This is a genomic window from Streptomyces diversicolor (assembly GCF_057537855.1).
Genome location: NZ_BAAJXA010000010.1, coordinates 123,938 through 148,143, shown reverse-complemented (window position 1 = coordinate 148,143; position 24,206 = coordinate 123,938). Strand labels below are relative to the sequence as shown.

At 71.6% G+C, this 24,206-nt stretch carries 16 protein-coding genes; 8 read left to right on the top strand and 8 right to left on the bottom strand.

The window, feature by feature from the left end:
- Positions 1-53: 53 nt before the first annotated feature.
- On the bottom strand, positions 54-884 hold the full coding sequence (locus tag AC27LF_RS14295; protein WP_479659647.1) for a helix-turn-helix domain-containing protein: 831 nt from the start codon (positions 882-884) through the stop codon (positions 54-56).
- A 238-nt stretch (positions 885-1,122) separates the two neighbouring features.
- On the opposite strand from AC27LF_RS14295, the gene AC27LF_RS14290 reads away from it, so the two are divergent.
- The 3 genes from AC27LF_RS14290 (at position 1,123) to AC27LF_RS14280 (ending at position 4,318) form a co-directional block, all read left to right on the top strand.
- On the top strand, positions 1,123-1,428 hold the full coding sequence (locus AC27LF_RS14290) for a 4a-hydroxytetrahydrobiopterin dehydratase (protein ID WP_479659648.1): 306 nt from the start codon (positions 1,123-1,125) through the stop codon (positions 1,426-1,428).
- A 5-nt stretch (positions 1,429-1,433) separates the two neighbouring features.
- The gene (locus tag AC27LF_RS14285; RefSeq protein WP_479659649.1) at positions 1,434-2,183 is read left to right on the top strand and encodes a class I SAM-dependent methyltransferase; all 750 of its coding nucleotides are present in this window, start codon (positions 1,434-1,436) and stop codon (positions 2,181-2,183) included.
- Positions 2,184-2,440: 257 nt separating this feature from the next.
- Entirely contained in the window at positions 2,441-4,318 is a 1,878-nt protein-coding gene (locus AC27LF_RS14280; protein WP_479664360.1) for a rhamnogalacturonan lyase, read from the top strand.
- Positions 4,319-4,362: 44 nt separating this feature from the next.
- On the opposite strand, the gene AC27LF_RS14275 is transcribed toward AC27LF_RS14280, so the two are convergent.
- A complete protein-coding gene (locus AC27LF_RS14275; protein ID WP_479662164.1) occupies positions 4,363-7,047 on the bottom strand; it encodes a cellulose binding domain-containing protein in 2,685 nt (894 codons plus the stop codon).
- A gap of 212 nt (positions 7,048-7,259) precedes the next feature.
- Complete coding sequence (locus AC27LF_RS14270; RefSeq protein WP_479662163.1) at positions 7,260-10,175, bottom strand: glycoside hydrolase family 48 protein; 2,916 nt, start codon at positions 10,173-10,175, stop codon at positions 7,260-7,262.
- Between the two features lie 256 nt (positions 10,176-10,431).
- On the opposite strand from AC27LF_RS14270, the gene AC27LF_RS14265 reads away from it, so the two are divergent.
- From AC27LF_RS14265 to AC27LF_RS14255, 3 genes are all read left to right on the top strand, one after another.
- Positions 10,432-11,913, top strand: a complete 1,482-nt coding sequence (locus tag AC27LF_RS14265) for a cellulase family glycosylhydrolase (protein WP_479662162.1) — start codon at positions 10,432-10,434, stop codon at positions 11,911-11,913.
- 100 nt (positions 11,914-12,013) lie between these two features.
- Positions 12,014-13,744 (top strand): glycoside hydrolase family 6 protein, encoded by a 1,731-nt coding sequence (locus tag AC27LF_RS14260; protein ID WP_479662161.1) that lies wholly within the window; start codon positions 12,014-12,016, stop codon positions 13,742-13,744.
- A 165-nt stretch (positions 13,745-13,909) separates the two neighbouring features.
- Positions 13,910-14,815: a class I SAM-dependent methyltransferase gene (locus tag AC27LF_RS14255; protein ID WP_479662160.1), complete on the top strand. Its 906-nt coding sequence runs from the start codon at positions 13,910-13,912 to the stop codon at positions 14,813-14,815.
- Between the two features lie 235 nt (positions 14,816-15,050).
- On the opposite strand, the gene AC27LF_RS14250 is transcribed toward AC27LF_RS14255, so the two are convergent.
- On the bottom strand, positions 15,051-15,740 hold the full coding sequence (locus AC27LF_RS14250) for a glycoside hydrolase family 75 protein (RefSeq protein WP_479662159.1): 690 nt from the start codon (positions 15,738-15,740) through the stop codon (positions 15,051-15,053).
- A gap of 224 nt (positions 15,741-15,964) precedes the next feature.
- Here AC27LF_RS14250 and AC27LF_RS14245 point away from each other — a divergent pair, with 224 nt between their 5' ends.
- Positions 15,965-16,576 carry a hypothetical protein gene (locus tag AC27LF_RS14245; protein WP_479662158.1) on the top strand — a complete coding sequence of 204 codons (612 nt, stop codon included), beginning with the start codon at positions 15,965-15,967 and terminating at the stop codon, positions 16,574-16,576.
- A 239-nt stretch (positions 16,577-16,815) separates the two neighbouring features.
- Here the strand turns inward: AC27LF_RS14245 and AC27LF_RS14240 are convergent, their stop codons facing one another.
- The 3 genes from AC27LF_RS14240 to AC27LF_RS14230 form a co-directional block, all read right to left on the bottom strand.
- Complete coding sequence (locus AC27LF_RS14240) at positions 16,816-17,652, bottom strand: aldo/keto reductase (protein ID WP_479662157.1); 837 nt, start codon at positions 17,650-17,652, stop codon at positions 16,816-16,818.
- A gap of 176 nt (positions 17,653-17,828) precedes the next feature.
- Complete coding sequence (locus AC27LF_RS14235) at positions 17,829-19,655, bottom strand: AMP-dependent synthetase/ligase (RefSeq protein WP_479662167.1); 1,827 nt, start codon at positions 19,653-19,655, stop codon at positions 17,829-17,831.
- A gap of 484 nt (positions 19,656-20,139) precedes the next feature.
- Complete coding sequence (locus tag AC27LF_RS14230; protein WP_479662156.1) at positions 20,140-20,991, bottom strand: LysR substrate-binding domain-containing protein; 852 nt, start codon at positions 20,989-20,991, stop codon at positions 20,140-20,142.
- A 181-nt stretch (positions 20,992-21,172) separates the two neighbouring features.
- Here AC27LF_RS14230 and AC27LF_RS14225 point away from each other — a divergent pair, with 181 nt between their 5' ends.
- Complete coding sequence (locus AC27LF_RS14225; RefSeq protein WP_479662166.1) at positions 21,173-22,189, top strand: bile acid:sodium symporter family protein; 1,017 nt, start codon at positions 21,173-21,175, stop codon at positions 22,187-22,189.
- Between the two features lie 15 nt (positions 22,190-22,204).
- Here the strand turns inward: AC27LF_RS14225 and AC27LF_RS14220 are convergent, their stop codons facing one another.
- Positions 22,205-24,169: an exo-alpha-sialidase gene (locus AC27LF_RS14220; RefSeq protein ID WP_479662155.1), complete on the bottom strand. Its 1,965-nt coding sequence runs from the start codon at positions 24,167-24,169 to the stop codon at positions 22,205-22,207.
- Between the last annotated feature and the right edge of the window lie 37 nt (positions 24,170-24,206).

Genomic DNA, 24,206 nt, shown 5'->3' with positions numbered 1-24,206 from the left:
ACGCGACGCCGCCGCGCACACCGGTCCGCCGTGACGGAAGTGTCACACTCTGGTCAACCCGCCCGGGACAGCAGGTACTCGGCGGTCTCCGGATCGGCGGGCAGAAACGTCTCCACGGCCAGTTCGGCGACGGTCACGTCCATCGGTGTGTTGAACGTGGCGATCGAGGACACGAAGGACAGCACCCGGCCCTCGTGCTCGATCCGCATCGGCAGCGCGAAGTAGGCGACGGGCCCGGCCGTCTCCTCCTCGGCGGCCCGCGCCGGGACCGGGTAGGCCGCGACCTCCTCGTACAACTCGCGCAGCGCGTCCGAGCGGTGCAGGGCGATCTGCCGCTCCATCTGCGCGAGCAGATGCCCCCGCCACTCGCGCAGATTGCGGATCCGGGGCGCCAGGCCCTGCGGGTGCAGGGTCAGCCGCATCGCGTTCGGCGCCGGCGTCAGCAGGGACTCCGGGACGCCCGCCAGCAGCATCGCGACGCCCTGGTTGGCGGCGAGCACGGTGTAGGTGGCGTCGACCACCAGCGCGGGATACGGCTCGTGGCCGCCGATCAGCCGCTGCATGCCCTCGCGCAGCGCGTCGAGCGCCGGGTCGGTCAGCGGGGTCTTCGGATAGCGCGGCGCGTAACCGGCCGCCAGCAGCAGCGCGTTGCGTTCGCGCACGGGCACGTCCAGGTGCTCGGCCAGCCGCAGCACCATCTCCTCGCTCGGCCGGGACCGGCCCGTCTCGACGAAGCTGAGGTGCCGCGCGGAGGAGCCGGCGCGCAGGGCCAGCTCCAGCTGACTGAGCCGGCGCCGCTCCCGCCAGGCACGCAACAGGGGCCCGACGCCTCCCCGGTCGACGGAAACGACGGATGCTGCGGTACCGGAGACGTTGACGGCCATGAACACGACCGTAACCGAGCGGACCGCAGGAGTGTGCGGCAGGCGTGCGGCGGTGTGCGGGTGTGTGCGGACGGCGCAGGGGCGAGTGGGTGGTCGAGCGGCCGGGAGGTGTGCGTGTGCGGTGCGGCGGCTGGTGCGTGTGCGGGTGTGTGCCGGCGGTGGCGCTCGTGTGAAGTGCGGTGGCGTGGGAGGCTGAACGGGGGGCCGTAACGGGGGGCGTCATGAAGGGAGCCGGGACATGGCCGTCGAAGCGCTGTCGCAGCAGGAGATCGAGGACCGGCTGGCCGACCTGCCGGGCTGGTCGCTGGAGGGGGACCGCATCACCCGCTCCTACCGGCTCGGCTCGCATGTCGCCGCCGCCGCGATGGTCGTGCACATCGCCCAGATCCAGGAGGAGCTGGACCACCACTCCGATCTGACCCTCGGCTACCACTCGGTGTCGCTGAGCGTGCACACACACAGCGCGGGCGGCGCCGTCACCGCGAAGGACTTCGCACTCGCCCGCCGAGTGGAGGACATCGCCCCCGCTCACGGGGCACACTGAACCACGTGCTCGACTACGAGAAGGAGGCCGCCCGCTACGACGCGTCGCGCGGCGGCGAGCCAAGGGCGCGGGCGGCGGCCGACACGGTGCTCGGCATGGTGCCGGCGGACGCGGGCCGGCTGCTCGACGTGGGCTGCGGCACCGGGACGGTCACCCGGCGGCTGGCGGCGGCCCGGCCGGAACTGCGGGTCATCGGCGCCGACCTGGCCCACGGCATGGCCCGGCTGGCCGCGGCCCGGCTGCCCGGCCGGATCGTGCTGGCCGACGCGCGCCGGCTGCCGTTCCCCGACGGCGCCTTCGACGCGGTCACCAGCATCTGGCTGCTGCATCTGATGCCGGACGACGCCGGCGCGCGCCGTGTCGTCGCCGAGTGCGCCCGGGTGCTGCGGCCCGGCGGGGTCTATGTCACCACCGTCGACAAGGCCGCCGCGCATGACGTCGGCAGCGACATAGACGCCGTGCTCGCCGCGCGCCCGCGCCGCCCGGCCCGGGACGCCGCCGAGACGGTGGCCGCGCATGCCGCCGCACACGGCCTGCGGCCCGCGGGACAGGCCGCCTTCCCCGGCCTCGGCCAGGGCCGCAGCCCCCGCGGCACCATCGCCGACCTGCGACGCGGCTGGTTCACCCTGCTTCGGCCCGGCGACCCGCGCACCGAACGGTTCGCCGCCGGCCTCGCCCGTCTGCCGGACCAGGACCGCCCCCGCCCCGACCCTCGCTTCACGGTCCGCGCCTTCGTCAGGCAACGGACAGGGTGAGCAGGGGCGCCACCCCCGTGCGTGGCGGTGCGGGGCACGGAGCGGATTCCGGCCAGGGCGCCCCTCGCGTCCGTCGGCCGTGCACATCGCGAACCGCCGTGCCCCGACGCGGACTTCCAGGTCGGTGGGCCGGTGCGGGCGGGGCGAGGTGCCGTGCCGGTGGCGGCCGGTTGGCCGAGAGGCGCGGCAACGTGCCCGCGGGCAGCGGCGACTGAGGGAGGAATCCATCCGTCCGCCCGTTCCGGGAGGTACGCCACGTGAACCACCCGCACCCGTACCGCAGACGCCGTGCCGCCGCCCTCGCCGCCGTGACCGCCACGACGGCACTGCTCGGCGCCGGGCTCACCGCCCTGTCCGCCGGCACCGCGGCGGCGGCCACCGCCCGCCAGGTCGAGGCCCTGGACCGCGGCGTCGTCAGCGTCCACACCGACAGCGGCAACCTGGTCAGCTGGCGCTGGCTGGGCACCGACCCCGACAACGTCTCCTTCAACGTCTACCGCGCCGGTACGAAGGTCAACTCCACGCCGGTCACCGGCGCGACCGACTACTTCCACGCCGGTGCCCCCGCCCAGGCCGACTACACGGTCCGCGCGATCGTGGGCGGCGTGGAGCAGGCGGACTCCGTGCACGCGATCCAGTTCCGCGCCGGCTACAAGGACGTCCCCATCAGTCCGCCGGCGGGCGGCACCACCCCCGACGGGGTCGCCTACACCTACGAGGCCAACGACGCCTCCGTCGGCGACCTCGACGGCGACGGCGCCCTCGACCTCGTCCTCAAGTGGCAGCCGACGAACGCCAAGGACAACTCCCAGTCCGGCTACACCGGCAACACGATCGTCGACGGGATCAAGCTGGACGGCACCCGGCTGTGGCGCGTCGACCTGGGCCGCAACATCCGCTCCGGCGCGCACTACACACAGTTCCAGGTGTACGACTACGACGGCGACGGCAGGGCCGAGGTCGCCATGAAGACCGCCGACGGCAGCACCGACGGGACCGGCGCGGTCATCGGCAGCGCCGCGGCCGACCACCGCAACTCCAGCGGCTATGTGCTGTCCGGCCCCGAGTACCTGACCATGTTCAACGGGCAGACCGGCCGGGCGATGCAGTCCGTCGACTACGTTCCGGCGCGCGGCACGGTCTCCTCGTGGGGCGACTCCTACGGCAACCGCGTCGACCGCTTCCTGGCCGGGACCGCGTACCTGGACGGCTCACGGCCCTCGCTGATCATGGCGCGCGGCTACTACACCCGGACCGTGATCGCCGCCTGGGACTGGCGGGGCGGCTCCTTCACCCGCCGCTGGACCTTCGACACCAACTCCTCCACCAACACCGGCCGGGGCTACGACGGACAGGGCAACCACCAGCTGTCCGTCGCGGACGTCGACGGCGACGGCAGGGACGAGATCGTGTACGGCGCGATGGCCGTCGACGACAACGGCAACGCGCTGTGGACGACGAAGAACGGCCACGGCGACGCCATGCACGTCGGCGACCTGGACCCGTCCCGGGCGGGCCTTGAGGAGTTCAAGGTGGACGAGGACGGCTCGAAGCCCGCGTCGTGGATGGCGGACGCGCGCACCGGCCAGATCCTCTGGTCCACCCCGCCGGGCGGGGACAACGGCCGGGGTGTCGCCGGGGACATCTGGGCGGGCAGCGCGGGCGCCGAGTCCTGGTCGGCGGCGGACAGCGGCATCCGCAACCCCAAGGGCACCGTGGTGGCGAGCCGCAAGCCGTCCAGCACCAACTTCCTGTCCTGGTGGGACGGCGACACGGTGCGGGAACTCCTCGACGGCACCCACATCGACAAGTACGGCACTTCGGCCGACACCCGCCTGCTGACCGGCTCCGCGGTCCACTCCAACAACGGCACCAAGGCGACCCCGGCGCTGTCCGGGGACATCCTCGGCGACTGGCGCGAGGAGGTGATCTGGCCGACCGCTGACAACACGGCGCTGCGGATCTACTCCACGCCGTACGAGACGAGCACCAAAATCACCACGCTGCTGCACGACACCCAGTACCGCACGGCGCTGGCCTCACAGAACACGGCCTATAACCAACCGCCGCACCCCAGCTTCTTCATCGGCGACAACATGCCGACGGCCCCGCGGCCCACGGTGTACACGCCGTAGCGCGAAAGCGAGGGCGCGTGCCGGGTGGCACGCGCCCTCCACGGTCAGGGGGTTGTGCAGGTCTGGTCGGCCAGGCGGAACGACGTCGGGCTTGTGTTGGCGGCCGACCAGGTTCCGGTGAAGCCGAAGCCCACCGAGGAGCCCGGGGCCACCGTGCCGTTCCAGGCCACGTTCTTCGCCGTGACCGTCGCAACGGACTGGCTGTACTCGGCGTTCCAGAGCTGGGAGACGCTCTGGCCGTCCGGGAAGGACCAGTTCAGCGACCAGCCGGACCAGGTGCTCGTGCCGGTGTTGGTGAGCCGCACGTCCGCCTGGAAGCCGCCCGACCACTGGTTGGTGATCCGGTAGCTGACGGCGCACGCGCCGGTCGGCGTGGGGTCGGTGCCGCCACCGCCGCCACCGCCTCCGCCGTCACCGCCACCGCCTCCGCCACTCGGGTCCGAGGTGTCGCCGTAGACCACACCCCGGCCGTTCGTCGCCACGTACACCCGCCCGTACACCCGCGGGTCGCCGGTGATCGCGGCGCCGGTCCAGCCCCACTGGTGGGCGTCGTCGTTGATCCGGGTCCAGCTCGCGCCCTTGTCCGTGGACCGGAAGATGCCACGGACCCCGCCGATCTTCGCGCTGGTGTACAGCGTCTGGTACGAGGCGCCCGTGGCCGCCTTGCCGAAGCCGATGGTGTCGGCCTGCTCGACGCCCGCCAGCTTGGTGAAGCTCGTCCCGCCGTCCGTCGAGTGCCACAGCCCGTACGCGCCGTCGCTCGCCCCGCCCGCAAGCCATAGGTCGCCCCTGGTGCCGGGCAGTGCCTTGAACCGCACGCTGTCGCCGCTCGGCAGCCCGCTCGCGGCGGACCCGGTGAAGCTCGCGCCGCCGTCCGAACTGACGTAGAACCGGCCCGACTTGAACCCGTAGAAGGTCTTCGGGTCGACCCGGTCCACCTCGACGATCGCGCCGGCCGGGATGCCGTTCGACGCCGACCAGGACGAGCCGAACCCGGTCGTGTACCGCACTCCGGTGCCCTCCGGGCTCCACACGAACCGGCCGCCGTCGGCCGCCGCCGCGACGGTGCCGCCGCCGCTGACCCCCGAAGGGTCACTGCCCGCGAACCAGTTGGCGCCGTTGTCCGTGGAGAACGCGATGTGCGGGCCCGAGTCCAGATTGCCGACGCGCACCACCGTGTTCGGGTTGGTCTCGGCGAAGTCCAGGCTGGTGGTCGTGGTGAAGGTGGGCGAGGTGTACATCATCGACGGGACCGTCGTCAGGTCCGTGTGCCGGAACCCGCCGATGTCCCCGAGGGCGCTGAACAGCCGTGCCCCGCCGGAGGGCGGGGCGGCCAGGTCGTTGACCGCCGTCTCCTCAAGGCCCCGCACCATCGGTTTCACCGTGAACCGGCCGCCGCCGTCCCAGTCGGTCAGGTTCTCCGTGCCGTAGATCGTGGCACCCGTGCCGTACATCATCCGCGCCGAGTCGAACGGGTCGATCTCCAGCGACTCCGTCATCCAGCCCAGTTTCGGGGTCTGTTCGGGCGGTGACGGGTTCGCGCCGAAGGTCAGCCACGGCGACGACGACACGTCCATGGTGTAGCGGTTCGAGCGGTTCGGGTACGACGTGTAGTCCCAGGCCCTGGTCCAGCTGCCACCGCTGTCCGTGGAGCGGAAGATCTGGGTGTCCGGCCACCAGGAGCTGTACGCGGTGGCCATGACGGTGCCCGGATGCTGCCGGTCGACGCTCAGCCCGCTGAAGCCGTAGTAGGTGTCGGCCTCGGCGACCGGGCTGATGTCCGTCCAGGTGCCGGTCGCGGTCGCGTACCGCCACAGCCGGCCCTTGCCGCCGTCGTACGGGCCGCCCTTGTCGCTGTACGCGAGGTAGAGGTAGCCGTTCTGCGCGTCCAGGACGCCCTTGTGCGCGAGGTGACCGGTCGGCTGGCCCGGCAGCCGCGACCAGGTCGCGCCCGCGTCCGTCGACCGGTACACCGCGTTGTCCTGGTCCGCGACCCCCACATAGATCGTCTTCGTGGCGGTGGAGGCGGTGCCGGTGGACTCGTCGAAGGTGACCCAGACGATGCCCTGGTTGTCGCTCGCGTAGCCGGTGGTGTCGCCCGGGTCCTGCCGGTAGGTGCCGGGGTTGGGGAAGTTCGTCACCTGCGACCAGGTCACCCCGGCGTCGGTCGACCGCCACAGGCCCTTGCCGCTGGGCGCGCCCAGGTACAGGACGCTGTTGCGGTGCGGGTCGACCGCCAGCCGCTCGCCCATGCCCCGGCCGGGCATGTTGCCGCCCAGCTTGAACGGCAGATCGGTCTTCTGCCAGGTGGCGCCCCGGTCGGCGGAGCGGAGCACGGCCCCGTTGCCCGGGTCCCAGCTGTTGGTGTACGTGCCCACGGCCGCGTACACCCGGTCCGGGTCCACGGCGTCCGAGGCCAGGCTGACCACGCCGGTGTGTCCCCAGTCGGCCCAGCCGACCGAGTCCAGCAGCGGCGTCCAGGTCTTCGTGGACTGCTGCCAGCGGTAGGCGCCGCCGATGTCGGTACGGGCGTAGACCAGATTCTTCTCGGAGCGGTTGAAGACGATGCCCGGGACAAAGCCGCCCCCGTCGATGCGGGCGTTGTGCCAGGTGTAGGTGTCGGCGGCGAGCGCCGCCCGCGGGGCGGGCGCGGCCAGTGCGGGCTCGGTGCCCGCGAGCAGGCCGGCGGCGAGCGCCAGCACGGCCGTCAGGATGCGGGTTCTGCGCACGGTGGGGGTCCTCTCCGGGGCGGCCTTGTCCGGGACCGCCCCCTTCGGGACGGAAGGCAGGGACGCGACGGCCGGGCGGCCCTCGGTGCGGGCGAGGGACCGCCCGGCCCGGTGACCCCGTCGCCGTATGACGGGGTCGCGCACGCGGGGCTTCGAGCGCCCGCGGGAGGCACGGCTGGGCACCGGCCTGCCCGCGAAGCGCTCGGCGGGGACTATTCGAGGAGCTCCGCGTACGAGCCCATGGCCAGGGCGATGTCCGCCTGGGCCCAGAAGCGGTGGTACGTGAAGACGGGCGCGGCGCCGCCCGCCAGATAGCTCTCGATCTTCGACCAGGCCGGGTCGTCCTGGTAGAAGGACCGCAGCGACGTGAACGTGGCGGACGAGTTGATCGCGTCGCCGTTGGGCATCTTCCCGCTCCAGCCGCTCGGCACGTACACGCCGTCGTCGAAGCGGTTGTAGTCGGCGCGGGTCTCCGGCACGGCGATGCCCAGGCTGTCCTGGTGGTGCTCCCACATGCCGTCGAGCAGCGCCTTCGCCGTCGACTTCGCCGTCGCGTCACCGGACTTGGCGGCGTAGTACGTCAGGGTCTTGGCGTACGCGGCGGCCACGCCGACGTCGTCGGTGTAGTCGGCGACGGTGACGTGCAGGGAGCTGTTGGAACCCGGCGCCGACGGGTTCCAGGTGTCGGGCTGGCCGGTCCACTGGAGGGTGGAGGGGATCCGGTAGGTGCCGTCGGGGTTGATCGTGGTCTGGGACAGCGCCCACGTGACCCACTTGTCGAGGACCGTCTTCGCCGCGGCGCTGCCGGTCTGCTGGTAGTACTCGGCGACCCGCTCCATCGACCAGGCCTGGAAGCCGAACCACTGGTTGGAGGGCGGGTCGTGGTAGACGGGCTGCCAGTCGTAGTACATGCCGTAGAAGGTCGACGTGCCGGCCGGCGGGGTGGCGTAGCGGCCCTGCCAGCTGTTGGTGGCGCCGCCCGCGATGGCGCCCTCGGACGACTGGAGCCAGCGGTAGAACTCCAGCTGCCGGTCCAGGGACTTCGCCCAGTCCGCCGCGCCCGTCGCCGACTTGGGCTTCAGATCGGCGTACGAGCTGAGCGCGTACGCGGCGAGCGGGTTCTGGTAGCCGCCGTGCACATGGCTGGAACCGATGCGCCAGGCCCAGCCGGCGCTGGTGTCGCTCGCGCCGCCCCAGGCGTAGTACCAGGACAGCAGGTAGTCCGAGGCGTCCTTGCCGGTGCCCGCCGGGCAGCTGGAGGGACCGACACAGTTGCCGATCTTCTTGAAGTACTTGTCGTACATCGCATAGCGCAGATAGTCGCCCATCTTGGCGGCCTTGCCGACGGTGGCCGACACGGCGGAGCCCTTGCCCTGCGCCTTCGCCCACACGTCCGCCCAGTAGGCGGCCTGCACCGCGCGGGCGTCGGCGTCCGGGGCGTTGGTGTACTTCCACTGCCTGGCGTAGGACGAGTCGCCGGTGAACAGGTCCAGATACCCGTTCGTGCCGCCGTACTTGAAGGCGTCGCAGGTCGGCTGCGGGACGGTCTCCCAGACCGACTCCTGCGGTCCGCGCTGGAAGGTGTTGATGTACGACGGTCCGGTGGCCGTGGGGCCGGCCTCGCACTTGCCGGGCTCGTTGCCGTAGCCGTAGACGTTGTCGACGTCCTGGATCCAGTGCATGCCGTAGACGTCGTCCGTGCCGTACGCGCTCTTCAGCTCGCCCGCGATCGGGTCGGAGCCCACCGGGATCGAGGTGTCCAGCCGGGCCGGGTACTCGTTCGGGGTGTCCAGCTCGGGCGCGTAGGTCGCCGGTTTCGAGGCGTTGTAGAAGGAGTTGGTCGGCTGGTCGGCGTGGGTCGGGATCATGTACTTCTCCATCAGATCCCAGGCGCCGTTGAACTTGGACCAGTCACCGGTGACCTTGCCGTACATGGCCTGGAGCCACAGCAGATAGCTGTATGCCTCGGAGGTGGTCTCGTGGCCCTGGTCGGGGGCCTCGACGATCAGCGTCTCGACCGAGTGGTAGGGAATGCCCTCGGGGGAGAAGTAGCCGTTCGCCGGGTTGGCGATCTTCCCGTAGAGGTCCAGGAAGCGGGCGTCGTACGTCTTGGCCGCGGCCAGCTCCGTCACGGTGACCGTCGCCTTGGCGTGGCCGGTCGCCGAGGCGGTGAACGTCGCGGTGCCGGTGCCCGAGGAGTCGGCCGTGATCGTCACCCGCTGCGCGGTGTTCCAGCCGGCCGGGGTGAAGGTCAGCGAGGACCCGCCGGTGACGCTGAGACCCGTGTTGCCCTGCGTGCGGGCCACGCTCACCGTCACATCGGCGCTCGGCCGGGTGGACAGCTTGACGTCGAACGTGCCCGACTTCCCCTGCTGGATGCCGAGTTGGGTCGGGGAGGCGACCACGGCCGGTCCGGAGGCGACGGTGATGCCGACCGGCGTGGACTCGGCGGCGGCGCCCAGACTGTCGTACGCCTTCGCCAGCAAGGAATGACTGCCCACGGTCAAGCCAGAGGCGGAGAGCGAGTACGGCGCGCTGGTGTCGGTGCCGAGCAGCGTGGTGTCGTCGTAGAACTCGACCTTGCTGATCGTCGCGCCGTCGGCCGCCGCCGCGGTCGCCGCGAGCGGCACCGCGTCGCCCTGGGAGTAGACCGCGCCCGCGCTCGGACTGGTCAGCACGGCGACCGGCGGCTGGTGGGCGCCGGCACAGGTGGTGCCGTTGATCGCGAAGGAGGCCGGGGCCGTGTTGGCGCCGCTGTAGGTGAACTGCGCGCCCGTGGTCACCGCGGCCCCCGCGGCGATCGTCCCGTTGTACGAGGCGTTCTGCACGGTGATCGTCTGGCCGGACTGGGACCAGGTGCCGTTCCAGCCGTTCGTGAGCTTCTGGTTGCCCGCGTAGGCGTACGTCAGCGTCCAGCCGTTGATGGCGTCCGTGCCGCGGTTGGTCAGGGCGAGGTCGGCGGTGAAGCCGGAGCCCCAGTCGTTCGCCTTGTAGTCGACGCTGCACTGGAGGGCCGCCGCCTGTGCGGGGGCCGTGCCGGTGGCGAGCATCGACAGGGGCAGGGCGAGCGCCGCCACCACGGCGGTCCATAACCGCCGTGCGGCTCTTCGTCTGCGTCCGGGATGCATGGTGCTGGTTCCTCCTTGTGCGGCTCGGAGAAGTCAAGGCTTGAACCAGTGGGAGCGCTCCCATAGTGGGGAAGGGGCCGGGGGCGGTCAAGATGCTTGAAGAGTCGAAAAGATTCGATGAACGCCGCCGCGGAAAAGTCAAGTGACTCCTCTGTTCTTTGCCGTCACTTGGCGCTACCTTCCTTCGCACCAGTGGGAGCGATTCCATTCAGTCGACGCGTCCGTCACGACGCGCCCGATCTGCAAGGAGTCGCTCATGCGACACCCCCCGCGTTCAGTACTTTTAGCCGTCACCGGTGCGGTCACCCTGCTCGCGACCGCACTGGTGCCGGTGGTCTCGGCGTCCGGGGCCACCCCCGCCTGCACGGTGGAGTACTCCGTCACCGGCCAGTGGGACAACGGCTTCCAGGGCGCCGTGACCATCACCAACAACCAGGCCGCGCTCAGTGGTTGGAGCCTCGGCTTCGACTTCGCGGGCGGCCAGCGGATCACCCAGGGCTGGAACGCCAAGTGGTCCCAGTCCGGCACCACGGTGACCGCGGTCAACGAGAGCTGGAACGGGTCGCTCGGCACCGGCGCGAGCGTCAGCGCCGGCTTCCTCGCCACGAGGTCGGGCGGCAACGCCGTACCGACGACGTTCAAGCTCAACGGGACCGTCTGCAACGTCGACTCCGGTCCTACCGATCCACCGACCGACCCGCCGACCGATCCGCCCGGTGACGGCACGGCACCCGCACTGCGCGTGTCCGGGAACAAGCTCGTGGACGCCGAAGGCACCGCGCACCGCATGCTCGGCGTGAACCGCTCCGGCGGCGAGTTCATGTGCGTGCAGGGCTATGGCATCTGGGACGGCCCCGTGGACGACGCGGCGATCAAGGCGATCGCCGACTGGAGGGCCAACGCGGTCCGTATCCCGCTCAACGAGGAGTGCTGGCTGGGACTTTCCAACATCAAGCCCGAGTACGCGGGCGACAACTACATCGCCGCGGTCAAGGACCTGGTGGCCCGCGTCGAGGCGCACGGCATGACACCGATCCTCGAACTGCACTGGAGCTACGGCCAGTACACCGGCAACTCGGCCGGCTGCTCCGACGTGCACGCCACCTGCCAGAAACCGATGCCCGACATGCAGTACACCCCGGCGTTCTGGGCCTCGGTGGCCGGCACCTTCAAGGACGATCCGGCGGCCGTGTTCGACCTGTTCAACGAGCCGTACCCGGACCGCGCCACCCCCACCCTCACCCAGGCATGGCAGTGCTGGCGGGACGGCGGCGACTGCCCCGGCATCGGCTACGAGGTGGCCGGCATGCAGGACCTGGTCGACGCCGTGCGCGGCACGGGCGCGAAGAACGTCATCATGGCGGGCGGACTCGCGTACTCCAACGACCTCGGCCAGTGGCTGACCTACCGGCCCACCGATCCGACCGGCAATCTCGTCGCCGCGTACCACGTGTACAACTTCAACACCTGCGCGAGCGAGAGCTGCTGGAACTCCACGCTGGCCCCGGTGGCGGCGCACGTGCCGCTGGTGGCCGGGGAGATCGGCGAGAACACCTGCTCCCACGGGTTCACCGACCAGGTCATGAAGTGGTTCGACGACCGGAACCTGTCCTATCTGGGCTGGACCTGGAACACCTGGGACTGCTCATCCGGCCCGTCGCTGATCTCCTCCTTCGACGGTACGCCCACGGCGTACGGCATCGGGCTGCGCGATCACCTGCGCGCCGTCAACCCGTGACCCCCAGGAGAACACGCGAAAGCACCGCGAGAACACCGCGGAAGGCACCGAGGACACCACCGAGGACACCACCGAGAGAAGGAAGAAGGAACCCGCACTCATGAGTCGTACCAGAACAGCGATGCTCGCCGCCCTGGCGCTGGTCGCCGGCGCCTCCGGGACGGCGTTCGCGTCCGCGCCGGCCGCGGACGCCGGCATCTCCGCCGTCCCCTGCACCGTCGACTACAAGGTGCAGAACCAGTGGGACAGCGGCTTCACCACCGCCGTCACCGTCACCAACAACGGTGCGGCCAAGTCCAGTTGGTCGGTGAAGTGGTCCTACGCCGGCAACCAGACCGTCACCAGCGGCTGGAACGCGAAGTTCAGCCAGAGCGGCAAGACCGTCACCGCGGCCAACGAGAGCTACAACGGCACGCTCGGCACCGGCGGTTCGATCAGCTTCGGCTTCAACGCCTCCTACAGCGGCAGCAACGCCCTCCCGACCACGTTCACCCTCGACGGCGTCACCTGCAACGTCGACGACGGCAACGGCGGCGGTGACGACGGCGGTGGTGGAGACGACGGCGGCGGCACCGGCTCACGCGTCGACAACCCGTACGCCGGTGCCAAGGTGTACGTGAACCCCGAGTGGTCCGCGAAGGCCGCGGCCGAGCCGGGCGGCAGCCGCGTCTCCAACCAGCCCACCGGCGTCTGGCTCGACCGGATCGCCGCCATCAACGGCGTGAACGGCGGCATGGGCCTGCGCGACCACCTGGACGCGGCCCTCGCCCAGAAGGGCAGCGGCGAAGAGGTCGTCCAACTCGTCGTCTACGACCTGCCCGGACGGGACTGCGCCGCCCTGGCCTCCAACGGCGAACTCGGCCCGACCGAGATCGACAAGTACAAGACCCAGTTCATCGACCCGATCGCGGCGATCCTGGCCGACCCGAAGTACGCCTCGCTGCGGATCGTCACCACCATCGAGATCGACTCGCTGCCCAACCTCGTCACCAACACCGGCAGCCGCGCCACCGCGACCCCGCAGTGCGACACGATGCTCGCCAACGGCAACTACGTGAAGGGCGTCGGCTACGCCCTCGCCAAGCTGGGCGCCATCCCGAACGTCTACAACTACCTCGACGCCGGCCACCACGGCTGGATCGGCTGGGACGACAACTTCGCCCCGTCCGCCACCCTGTTCAAGCAGGCGGCGACCAGCGAGGGCGCCACGGTCGACGACGTCGCCGGGTTCATCACCAACACGGCGAACTACAGCGCCCTGAAGGAGAACAACTTCACCATCAACGACACGGTGAACGGCACCTCCGTGCGCCAGTCCAAGTGGGTCGACTGGAACCGCTACGTCGACGAGCTGTCCTTCGCGCAGGCCTTCCGCAACCAGCTGGTCTCGGTGGGCTTCAAGTCGAACATCGGCATGCTCATCGACACCTCACGCAACGGCTGGGGCGGCACCGCACGGCCGACCGGACCCGGCGCGCAGACCAGCGTCGACACCTACGTCGACGGCGGCCGCTACGACCGCCGCATCCACGTCGGCAACTGGTGCAACCAGTCCGGGGCCGGCCTCGGCGAGCGGCCGCAGGCCAGCCCGGCGAGCGGGATCGACGCCTATGTGTGGATGAAGCCCCCGGGGGAGTCCGACGGCTCCAGCAGCGCCATCCCGAACGACGAGGGCAAGGGCTTCGACCGCATGTGCGACCCGACGTACACGGGCAACGCCCGCAACGGCAACAGCATGTCGGGTGCCCTGCCCAACGCGCCGCTGTCCGGGCACTGGTTCTCCGCCCAGTTCCGGCAGCTGATGCAGAACGCCTACCCGCCGCTGTCGTGATGTGCTGACGGCCCGTCGGGCCGGTTCCCCCAGGGGGCCGGCCCGACGGCATGCGCACCCGCCCGCGCGGCGCCGTCCCGGCCTTTTGCCGCACCGGCAACAGGACTGGCGCCCGCACGGTGCGTCGGCGCACGCTGGCCGCATCCGGACGAGAGGCTGAGCAGCATGGCGCACCGACAGCACGACCACCACGGCCATGAGCACCCCCACGGGCACGGGCAGCGGGCGACCGACACCGACTGGGCCCAGCTGGCATCGATGCTGGAGACCCAGGCCGAGCTGTCCGCGCCGGTGTACGGGCGGATCATGGCCTGGCTCGCCCAGGAGGCGCCACGGCCCGGAATGATCGTCGACGCCGGCAGCGGCCCCGGCGTGGTGTCATGCCTGTTCGCCGAGGCGTTCCCGGAGGCCCGGGTGCTCGCGGTGGACGGATCGGAGCCGCTTTTGGAACGGGCCCGCGCCCGCGCCGCCCGACAGGGCCTCGCCGACCGCCTCGACACCCTCGCCGGAGAACTGCCCGGCGTGCTCGGTGAACTGCCCTACCCGGCCGATCTGCTGTGGGCCGGCCGCAGCCTGCACCACCTCGCCGACCAGCGTGCCGCGCTCGCCGCCTTCGCCGCCCGGCTGGCACCGGGCGGCACGCTGGCCCTGCTGGAGGGCGGCCTGCCCAGCCGCTTCCTGCCCCGGGACATCGGCATCGGACGGCCCGGGCTGCAGGCCAGGCTCGACGCGGTGCAGGAGGAGTGGTTCACCCGGATGCGGGCCGAACTGCCGGGCAGCGTCGCCGAGACCGAGGACTGGCCGGCCCTGCTGGCGTCCGCGGGCCTGCGGCACACCGGCACCCGCAGCTTCCTGCTCGACCTGCCCGCGCCGGTCTCCGACCAGGCACGCGCGCACGTTGCCGGGAGCCTCGGCCGGCTGCGTGACGTCGTCGCCGACAGCCTCGACGCGGATGACCGCGGCACGCTTGACCGGCTCCTCGATCCTTCCGACCCCGCGAGCGTGCACCGGCGTGCGGATGTGTTCGTGCTGTCCGCCCAGACCGTGTACACGGCCGTCCGCCCGGCCTAGGCGTTCTGCCGGGGCCGCGGTGTGATGTGCACACGCCGTCGCGGTCCGGGGCGCGGCGTGCGACGTACCGCCCGTCCGCGCTGACGTCGACCGCGCCCGCGTCCTTTGCCGACGGCGCGCTGTCACGACGGGGCTCGCGCCCCGAAGGGGCGCGGGGAACTGCGCGACCAGCCCCGACGCTGCCCGTGCCGGGACCGCGCTCCCGATCGGCGCGTCCACCGTGCCGGCCGCGGGCTCAGTTGTTCTGGAGGAACTGGTTGGCCAGCCGGTCCCCGAGGGCGACCGCTGCGCCGTGGTCCTCGATGGGGGAGACCTGCGAGTTCTGGAACAGGATGTAGGTCACACCGGAGTCGGCGCCGCCGGTCTCGGGGTCGGGGTCGATGCCCAGCGCCTTGGCGGTGGCGTACGAGGCCTCGCCGATGATCCCGGTGGGGCCGGTGTCGCCGACGACCGCGTACTCGACCTTGCCGGCGTAGACGACGGCGACCACGCCGCCGCCCCTGATGCCGGCGTTCGCGTAGTTCCAGATGCCGCTGGGGCTGGGCACCACGACGTAGGGCAGCGTGTCCGCCTTCAGCGGCCTGCCGTCGGACTGGTGGAAGGCCGTGTCGTCCTGGTACCAGGGGTCGGTGCTCTCATTGCAGTTGGCGGTGCGCTGGCCGTCGCAGTCGATGTCCATGTCGGCCTTCCAGAACACCGCGCCGTTCTTGCCGCACACGGGGATGGTGGCCGAGGTCTCCTCGTCGGTCCGGTACCTGCCGTTGGAGATCTGCTGACAGGACGTCACCTTGGCGAGCAGGGCGGCCGCGCTGACGGTGCCCTCCTGGGCCGAGGTGGGGGCGGCCGATGCGCTCGCGGGGAGCACGCCGGCCGCGAGCAGGGCGGCTGCGGAGGCCGCGGTGAGGGTCAGTGGTCGCATGCGCACTGTGGGGGACCCTTCTCTGTTAGGAAAGTTTCCTTACCAGTGCGCTCCAAGGTGGCCTTCTTTACGTGCTCTCGTCAAGTCCCTGGCGCGACCGTGTGTCGTCCGTGCCGTTTGCGGCGGTCGGTGCCGCGGTCAAGACTGGGTCAAGCGGATATGTCCGGATCCTTGGGGGGTGGATTCTCGGGGCCCGCGCCGTTACCCGGCTTCCGCGGAGGTGAGGCGGCATGTTCGTCCGCACGGTGTACGCGACCGGAGACCCCACGAAGACCGACGCGGCCCTCCGCGCCCTCAACACGGCCGGGCGGGAACTGCTCGCGGACCGCCCCGGCTACCGCGGCGCGGGCGTCTTCGTGGACCGGGAACTCGGCAAGCTGCTCTCGGCCAGCTGGTGGGCCACCGCGGCCGACCGGCACAACAGCGACGAGGTGATGCGCGTGAAGCGGGCCGCGCTCCTGGAGCCGTTCGCCGGCACCGTGACGGTCGACAACTACGAGGTGGCGGCCCTCCATGTGCTCCAGCACCCCCGGGTGGGCGGCGGACTGCGCGTCACCAGGCTGGAGTTCGACCCCGCCGATGCCGACCTGCTCACCGACGTCTTCCGGGCGTCGCTGCTGCCGCGGCTCGAAGCGGCACGCGGCGTCGCCGGCGCGTCCCTGTCCGTGGACCGGGAGCGCGGACGCGGCATGGTCGGCACAGTCTTCGTCGACCGTGCCGCACTGGCCGCGTCCCGGTCGGGCCATGCGGTCGCCCGGCACGAGGGCGTGGCCAAGGCGCATGCGCGCGTGACCGCGCTGGAGGAGTTCGAGGTCGTACACGCGGACGTACGGCCCGACTGACACCCCCGCGGCACGCGCCACCCTTCGGCCCGCGCACGCCCCCGCGACACGCGGGACACTTCGGCACGGGGACGCCCCCGCGACACGCACGCACACTTCGGCACGCGCGCAGCCTGCGCACGCGGTCGCCCCCGGGGCACGCGCGCACCCTTCGGTATGCGGGCACCCCTCGGCACGCGTACGCCCCGCGGTGCGGGAATCGCGCCGCGGGGCGTGCGGAACGCCCGGTCCGGGCTGGCTCAGCGAGGGTCGTACGTCGCCGGGTCCGGGCCCAGCCTGCTGTCCTCGTTGAGCGCGCCGATCGCGGCCAGGTCCTCGGTGTCCAGGCTGAAGTCGAAGACCTCGATGTTCTCCTTGATCCGGGACGGCGTCACGGACTTCGGGATCGCGATGTTGCCCAGCTGGACGTGCCAGCGCAGCACCACCTGGGCCGGAGTGCGATTGTGCTTCTGCGCGACGGCCACGATCGCCGGCACCCCCAGCAGGCCCTTGCCCTGGCCGAGCGGCGACCACGCCTCGGTGGCGATGCCCTGCTCGGCGTGGTACTCGCGGGCCGCGCGCTGCTGCAGATGCGGGTGGAGTTCGATCTGGTTGACCGCGGGGATGACCGACGTCTCGGCGATCAGCCGCTCCAGGTGCTCGGGCAGGAAGTTGGACACGCCGATGGCGCGGACGCGGCCGTCGGCGTACAGCTTCTCGAACGCCTTGTAGGAGTCGGTGGACGTGCCGCGGGACGGCAGCGGCCAGTGGATCAGATACAGGTCGAGGTAGTCCAGGCCCAGCTTCTCCAGTGAGGCGTCGAAAGCGCGCAGTGTCGCGTCGTACCCCTGGTCGCCGTTCCAGAGCTTGGTGGTGACGAAGATGTCCTCGCGGGGCAGCCCGGAGGCGGCGACCGCCCTGCCGGTGCCCTCTTCGTTGCCGTAGATCGCCGCTGTGTCGATGCTGCGGTACCCGGCCTCCAGCGCCGTGGCGACGGCCCGCTCGGCCTCGTCGTCCGGCACCTGCCACACGCCGAAGCCCAGCTGGGGCATCTCGACGCCGTTGTTGAGGATGATCGGGGGGACCTTGCTGCTCACGAGCTCTTGATCCTTCGGTTGCGGACAGGTGGTACCACCATCGTCAACGATCACGGCCCGTCGTGCATTCCTGACCATGAAATACGCCGGAACTGACCGGAGAGCCCACTGCGGTGGCGAAGAACGACCGGCCCTGCACAGGTGTCGACCGCGGTCCGGCGTCGCCCGGGGCGCGGTCACGCGTGGTACAGGGCCTCCACCTCGCTCGCGTACGCGTTCTCGATCGCCTTGCGCTTCAGCTTCAACGACGGCGTCAGCAGGCCGTGTTCCTCGGTGAACGGCTGGGCCAGGATGCGGAACGTGCGGATCGACTCCGCCTGCGACACCAGGGTGTTGGCGGCCACCACCGCGCGCCGCACCTCGGTCTCCAGATCCGGGTCGCGGACCAGCTGGGCCGACGTCATCCGCGGCTTGTTGCGCATGGTCAGCCAGTGCTCGATCGCCTCGTGGTCCAGGGTGACCAGCGCGGCGACGTACGGGCGGTCGTTGCCGACCACGATGCACTGGTTGACCAGCGGATGGTCACGGACGCGCTCCTCCAGCACCCCGGGGGACACGCTCTTGCCGCCGGAGGTCACCAGGATCTCCTTCTTGCGGCCGGTGATGGTCAGATAGCCGTCCTCGTCCAGGGAACCCAGGTCGCCGGTGGCCAGCCAGCCGTCGTGCAGCGTCTCGTCGGTGGCCTTCTGGTTGTTGAGGTAGCCCTGGAACACGTTGGCGCCGTGCAGCCAGATCTCCCCGTCGTCCGCGATGTGCACCGTCACACCCGGGATGGCCTGGCCGACCGTGCCGTAGCGGGTGCGTTCGGGCGGGTTGGCGGTGGCGGCTGCCGTCGACTCCGTGAGGCCGTAGCCCTCGTAGATCTGCACGCCCGCGCCCGCGAAGAACAGCCCGAGCCTGCGGTCCATGGCCGAACCGCCGGACATCGCGTTGCGGATCCGGCCGCCCATGGCCGCCCGGACCTTGGAGTAGACGACCTTGTCGAAGAACTGGTGCTGCATGCGCAGCCCCGCCGAGGGGCCGGGCCCGATGCCCCAGGCCCTCGCCTCCATCGCGTCCGCGTACCGCACCGCGACATCGACGGCCTTCTCGAACGGCCCGGCCTTGCCCTCCTTCTCCGCCTTGCGCCGGGCCGAGTTGAACACCTTCTCGAAGATGTACGGCACCGCGAGGATGAACGTCGGCCGGAACGCCTGCAGATCGGGCAGCAGCGCGGCGGCGTTGAGCTGCGGCTGGTGCCCGAAGCGCACCCCGCCGCGGATCGCGGCGACCTCCACCATCCGTCCGAAGACATGCGCGAGCGGCAGGAACAGCAGGGTCGCCGCCTCGTCGCCCTTGCGGGAGTGGAACACCGGTTCCCAGCGCTCGATGACCGTGTCCGCCTCGAACATGAAGTTGCCGTGCGTGATCAGACAGCCCTTGGGGCGGCCCGTCGTCCCCGAGGTGTAGATGATCGTGGCGACCGAGTCCGGGGTGACGGCTCGGCGGTGCCGGTGCACCATCTCGTCGTCGAGATGCGCGCCGGCGTCGTACAGCTCCGGCACGGCGCCCGAGTCCAGCTGCCACAGCTGGCGCAGTTGCGGCAGCCGGCCGATGACGGTGGCGATCGTCATGGCGTGGTCCTCGTGCTCGACGACCGCCGCGGACACCTCGGCGTCGTACAGCATCCAGAAGCACTGCTCGGCCGAGGAGGTGGGGTAGACCGGCACCACCTGCGCGCCGATGGTCCACAGCGCGTAGTCGAAGAGGGTCCACTCGTAGCGGGTACGGGACATGATGGCGACCCGGTCGCCGAAGCGGACGCCGCGTGCGAGCAGGCCCTTGGCGAGGGCCAGGACCTCGTCGCGGAACTCGGCGGAGGTCACGTCCCGCCACCGGCCCAGCTCGTCCTTGCGGCCGAGGGCGACATGGAGCGGGTCCCGGACGGCATGCTCGAAGACGACGTCGGCCAGACCGCCCACCGGTGGTGCCGACGCCGACGGAGGGTTGGTGAACTCGCGCAAACCCCGCTCCCGCTCCTCGGTGGCGCTCCGCACAGCGCCGTGAAAGCTACCCCACCCGTCGAGGGGGCGGGAGGGGGTGCAAAACCGGCCAATCACCGCGTACGTCCCCGGCGGCCGCCCGGAAATACCGCTCACACGGGGAACGACCGGACAGAACAACCTACGGTTCAGTAGGTCCCGCCCCCCAACCTCCACCAAATCTGTACACCCCACCCACTGCCCACCCCGAGACCCGCAGACGGGCGTCACCGATGGCGCCCCGCCAGGGGGCGCGGGGCTGTATCTATGTGCGGCTCCGCCGTGCGGGCGCGACCAGCCTCAACGTCGCCGCGGTCGCCCATGGCGCGGCGGTGACGGGTCGAGAATGCGACCCGTCACAACGTTGCCGCGGTCGCCCATGGCGCGGCGGTGCCGAGGCGAGACCGCGGCGGCGGCCAGCCACGATGGCGCCGCAGATGAACTACCGCCTGTATTGGCGGCGCCCCTAGCGGAGCGCACCCGTGAGGATGGCCGCGGCCAGCGCCCGCGCAGCATTCCGGGCCGGCGACGGATGGCGACCGTGGACGAGGACGAAGTCGACCGCGCCCAGCTCCGGCAGCCCCGCCCGGTCCGGCACCCGGAACAGCCCTGGCGGCACCAGCCCGCGTGAGTGCGCCATCACACCGAGCCCGGCCCGGGCCGCCGCGATGAGGCCGTTGAGGCTGCCGCTGGTGCACACGATGCGCCACGCGCGTCCCTGCCGCTCCAGTGCCTCAAGGGCCAGCGCCCGGGTGATACCGGGCGGCGGGAACACGATGAGCGGCACCGGCCGTTCCGGGTCCAGGCGGAGCCGTTCCGCGCCGATCCACACCAGGTCGTCGTGCCAGACCAGTTCGCCGCGCGGGTCCTCGGGCCGCCGCTTGGCCAGCACCAGGTCCAGCTTCCCCGCGGCCAGCTGTTCGTGCAGCGTGCCGGAGAGTTCGACGGTCAGCTCCAGGTCCACCTCGGGATGGTCGTACCGGAAGCCCTCCAGGATCTGCGGCAGCCGGGTCAGCACGAAGTCCTCCGAGGCGCCGAAGCGCAGCCGCCCCCGCACCCGCGTGCCGGTGAAGAACGCCGTCGCCTGCTCGTGCACCTCCAGGATCCGGCGCGCGAACCCGAGCATGGCCTCGCCGTCCTCGGTCAGCTCCACGGAGTGGGTGTCGCGGGTGAACAGCTGGCGCCCCGCGGCGTCCTCCAGCCGCCGCACATGCTGACTGACGGTGGACTGGCGCAGCCCCAGCCGCCGGGCGGCCTGCGTGAAGCTGAGCGTCTGGGCCACGGCGAGGAACGTCCGCAGCTGGGAGGGGTCGTACACACCCCCAGGCTATCGCGGAACATGATGACAGTGAGAACGGTATGCCGGATTCCCGATCACCGGCCGGAGGAGGACGATGGAGAGGGGCCCCACGGGCCCGGCAGCACCCGTACACACCGCACGACGAGCCCTGACGCACAGCAAGTGGAGCACCGTGAAACGCCTGCACTGGCCGAGCTGGATGCCGATCGACCCGTACATCCTGCTGCTGCTCGGGACGGTGGGCCTCGCCGCGCTGCTGCCCGCCCGGGACACGGCCGCCGATGTGGCGTCCGGCGGCGCGACGGCCGCGATCGCCTTCCTCTTCTTCCTCTACGGCGCCCGCCTTTCCACCCGTGAGGCACTTGACGGGCTGCGCCACTGGCGGCTCCATGTCACCGTACTGGCCTGCACTTTCGTGCTGTTCCCTGTGCTCGGCCTGGCCGCCCGCGCGCTGGTGCCGGTCCTGCTGACCCACCCCCTCTACCAGGGCCTGCTGTTCCTCACCCTGGTGCCGTCGACGATCCAGTCGTCCATCGCGTTCACCTCGATCGCCCGCGGCAACGTGCCCGCCGCGATCTGCGCGGGCTCCTTCTCCTCGCTGGTCGGCATCGTGCTGACCCCGCTGCTGGCGGCGGCGCTGCTCGGCAACAGCGGTGGCGGTTTCTCCGCCGACTCGCTGATCAAGATCGTGCTCCAGCTGCTGGTGCCGTTCCTCGCCGGACAGCTGCTGCGCCGGTGGGTGGGCGGCTTCATCGCCCGGCACAAGAGGGTGCTCGCACTGGTCGACCGCGGCTCGATCCTGCTCGTCGTCTACACCGCGTTCAGCGAGGGCATGGTCCAGGGGATCTGGCACCAGGTCAGTCCGGCCCGGCTGGCCGGCCTGCTCGCCGTCGAGGCCGCCCTGCTCGCCGTGATGCTCGCCCTGACCTGGTACGGCGCCAAGGCGCTGCGCTTCACCCGTGAGGACCGGATCGCGATCCAGTTCGCCGGCTCGAAGAAGTCCCTGGCCTCCGGGCTGCCCATGGCGAGCGTCCTGTTCGGCGCGCACGCCTCCCTTGCGGTACTGCCCCTGATGCTCTTCCACCAGATGCAGCTGATGGTCTGCGCGGTCATCGCCAAGCGCCGGGCGCGCGACCCCGAGGAGACGGCCACGGCCACCGCCGCACCGGCCGTGACGGCGCCGGCCGCGGCCGGCACGGGTACGCGTCCGCGCTGACGCCCGCCGCCCGGTTCAGGGGCGCCCGTGAGGGCCGGTCACCCGGTCAAGGGGCAGCCACAGCACGGTGTCCCGCAGGGAGCGCGGCGCCCCCGGTCCGGACAGCTCCGCGTCGGTCAGGGCCCGGTCCCAGACACGCACGTCGTCGATCGCTCCGGTGAAGAACGCCCGGCTGTCCATGCGCTGGCCGATGTGCACGCCGAACGGCGCATCGCGGCTGACCGAGCCCGGCACGTCGGCGACGGACGACGTCTCGCCGTCCAGGACGAGGGTCAGTCGCCCGCCGCCCCGGCGCAGCGCCAGATGGTGCCAGCGGCCGTCGTTGCGGGCGCCGGGCGCGGTGACCGCCGCCGAGCGGACCGCGGTCGCACCCTGCCGCGCGGTGATCAGACCGCGCACCCGGTCACTGTCGGGTTCGGCGCGCAGCCACACCTGCGGCCGGCTGGTGCCGGTGCCGCCCATCCACAGCAGCGGCTGCTCGCCGGCGGTGGCCGTGGTGCGGAACCACAGCGACACGGTGAAGTCCCGGGTGCCGAGCGGCAGCCGGTCGTCGTAGGGCAGGCGCACGGCGTCGTCGGCGCCGTCGAACTCCAGGGCGCCGCCCGATACGCCGGCCGTCGTGCCGGCGCCGCCCAGCACCGCCGCGCTCGGGGCGCGCGGGGCCAGGTCGGGGGTGGTGGGATCGGGGCCGCGGCGCGGGCGCAGCCAGCCCTCGGTGAAGCGGGCGAAGCGGATCTCGTCGCGGGCGTCGACCGTCCCGCCCTCGTACAGCAGGCCCACCGTGTCGTCGGCGATGCGGGCCATGTCGGAGTAGCCGGACCAGTCCGTGGTGACGACCGTGCCGCGGTCCACGCTGTCCCAGGTGCGGCCGCCGTCGTAGGACGAGCGGATCATCATGGTGCGGCGCCGGTCGGGGTCGCCGGGGCAGGCCAGCAGGAGCCGGCCGCCGAGCCGCAGCGTCGAGCACTGCACCTGCGGCGCGTACAGGTCCGGCAGGGCCCGGAAGGGGGCGGTGAAGCTGCCGCCGCCGTCGCGGCTGACCGTCTGGGTGCGGTGGCCGAGGTCGGTGCCGTCCTGTTCGCGAGCGCTGACCAGGAGGGAGCCGTCGGCGCGCTCGGCGAGCGTCAGCTCGGACGGCTTCTGCCGGAAGGTGCCGTCGGCGGCCACCGGGCGGCTGTCCGTGGCGCCGGTCCGCCAGTGGGCGCCGCCGTCGTCGCTGACGATCAGCGCCGCGTGGTCGGCGGTGACCCGGCTGCCGTTCCAGGTCTCGGCGTTGACGCCGAAGACGAGCCGGCCGGCGTGCCGGCCGCGGTCGAGCTGGAGGCCGTGCACGGGACCGGTGGCGTACCAGGAGTTCCAGTCGGGCGGCCGGATCTGCGGGCTCAGATCGCGCGGTGCCGACCAGGTCAGGCCGTCGTCGTCGCTGTACTGCAGGTGCGGGGTGCGGTCGCAGGGCACGGAGCAGCTCGCGGCGTCCGTGCGGCCCGTGTTGTACGTCTCGGCCAGCAGGATGCGGCCCGTCGCGCGGTCCACGAGGGGCGCCGGGTTGCCGTGGGTATCGCCCCCGCCCTCGGTGACCACCTGGAGCGGGCCCCAGGTGCGGCCGCCGTCGGTGGAGCGCTTCAGTACGAGGTCGATGTCGGCGGCGTCACCGCAGTTGAGGACCCGGCCCTCGGCGAACGCGAGGAGCGTGCCGGCGGTCGTCCGCACGATCGCCGGGATGCGGAAGCAGGCATAGCCCGGGTCCTGGGCGGCCGTGAAGAGGGCCAGTTGGGAGAGGCCGGGGGAGTGGGGGGCCGCCTTGGCGTACGTCGGCTGGGTGTGCGTCGGTCGGGTGTGCGTCGGCTGGGCGTGCGCGGGGTGGGGCAGCAGGAGCAGCACGGCCGCGGTGAGGGCGGCGGCCTGGGCGGGTCTCGTGCGTGGCCCCCGGCTCAGCAGGAGCCGGGGGCCACGGAGGACTGCGCCGGTTCTGCGCGGCATGTGCGGCCTGCCCTTCACGCGTCGGACATACGGGCAT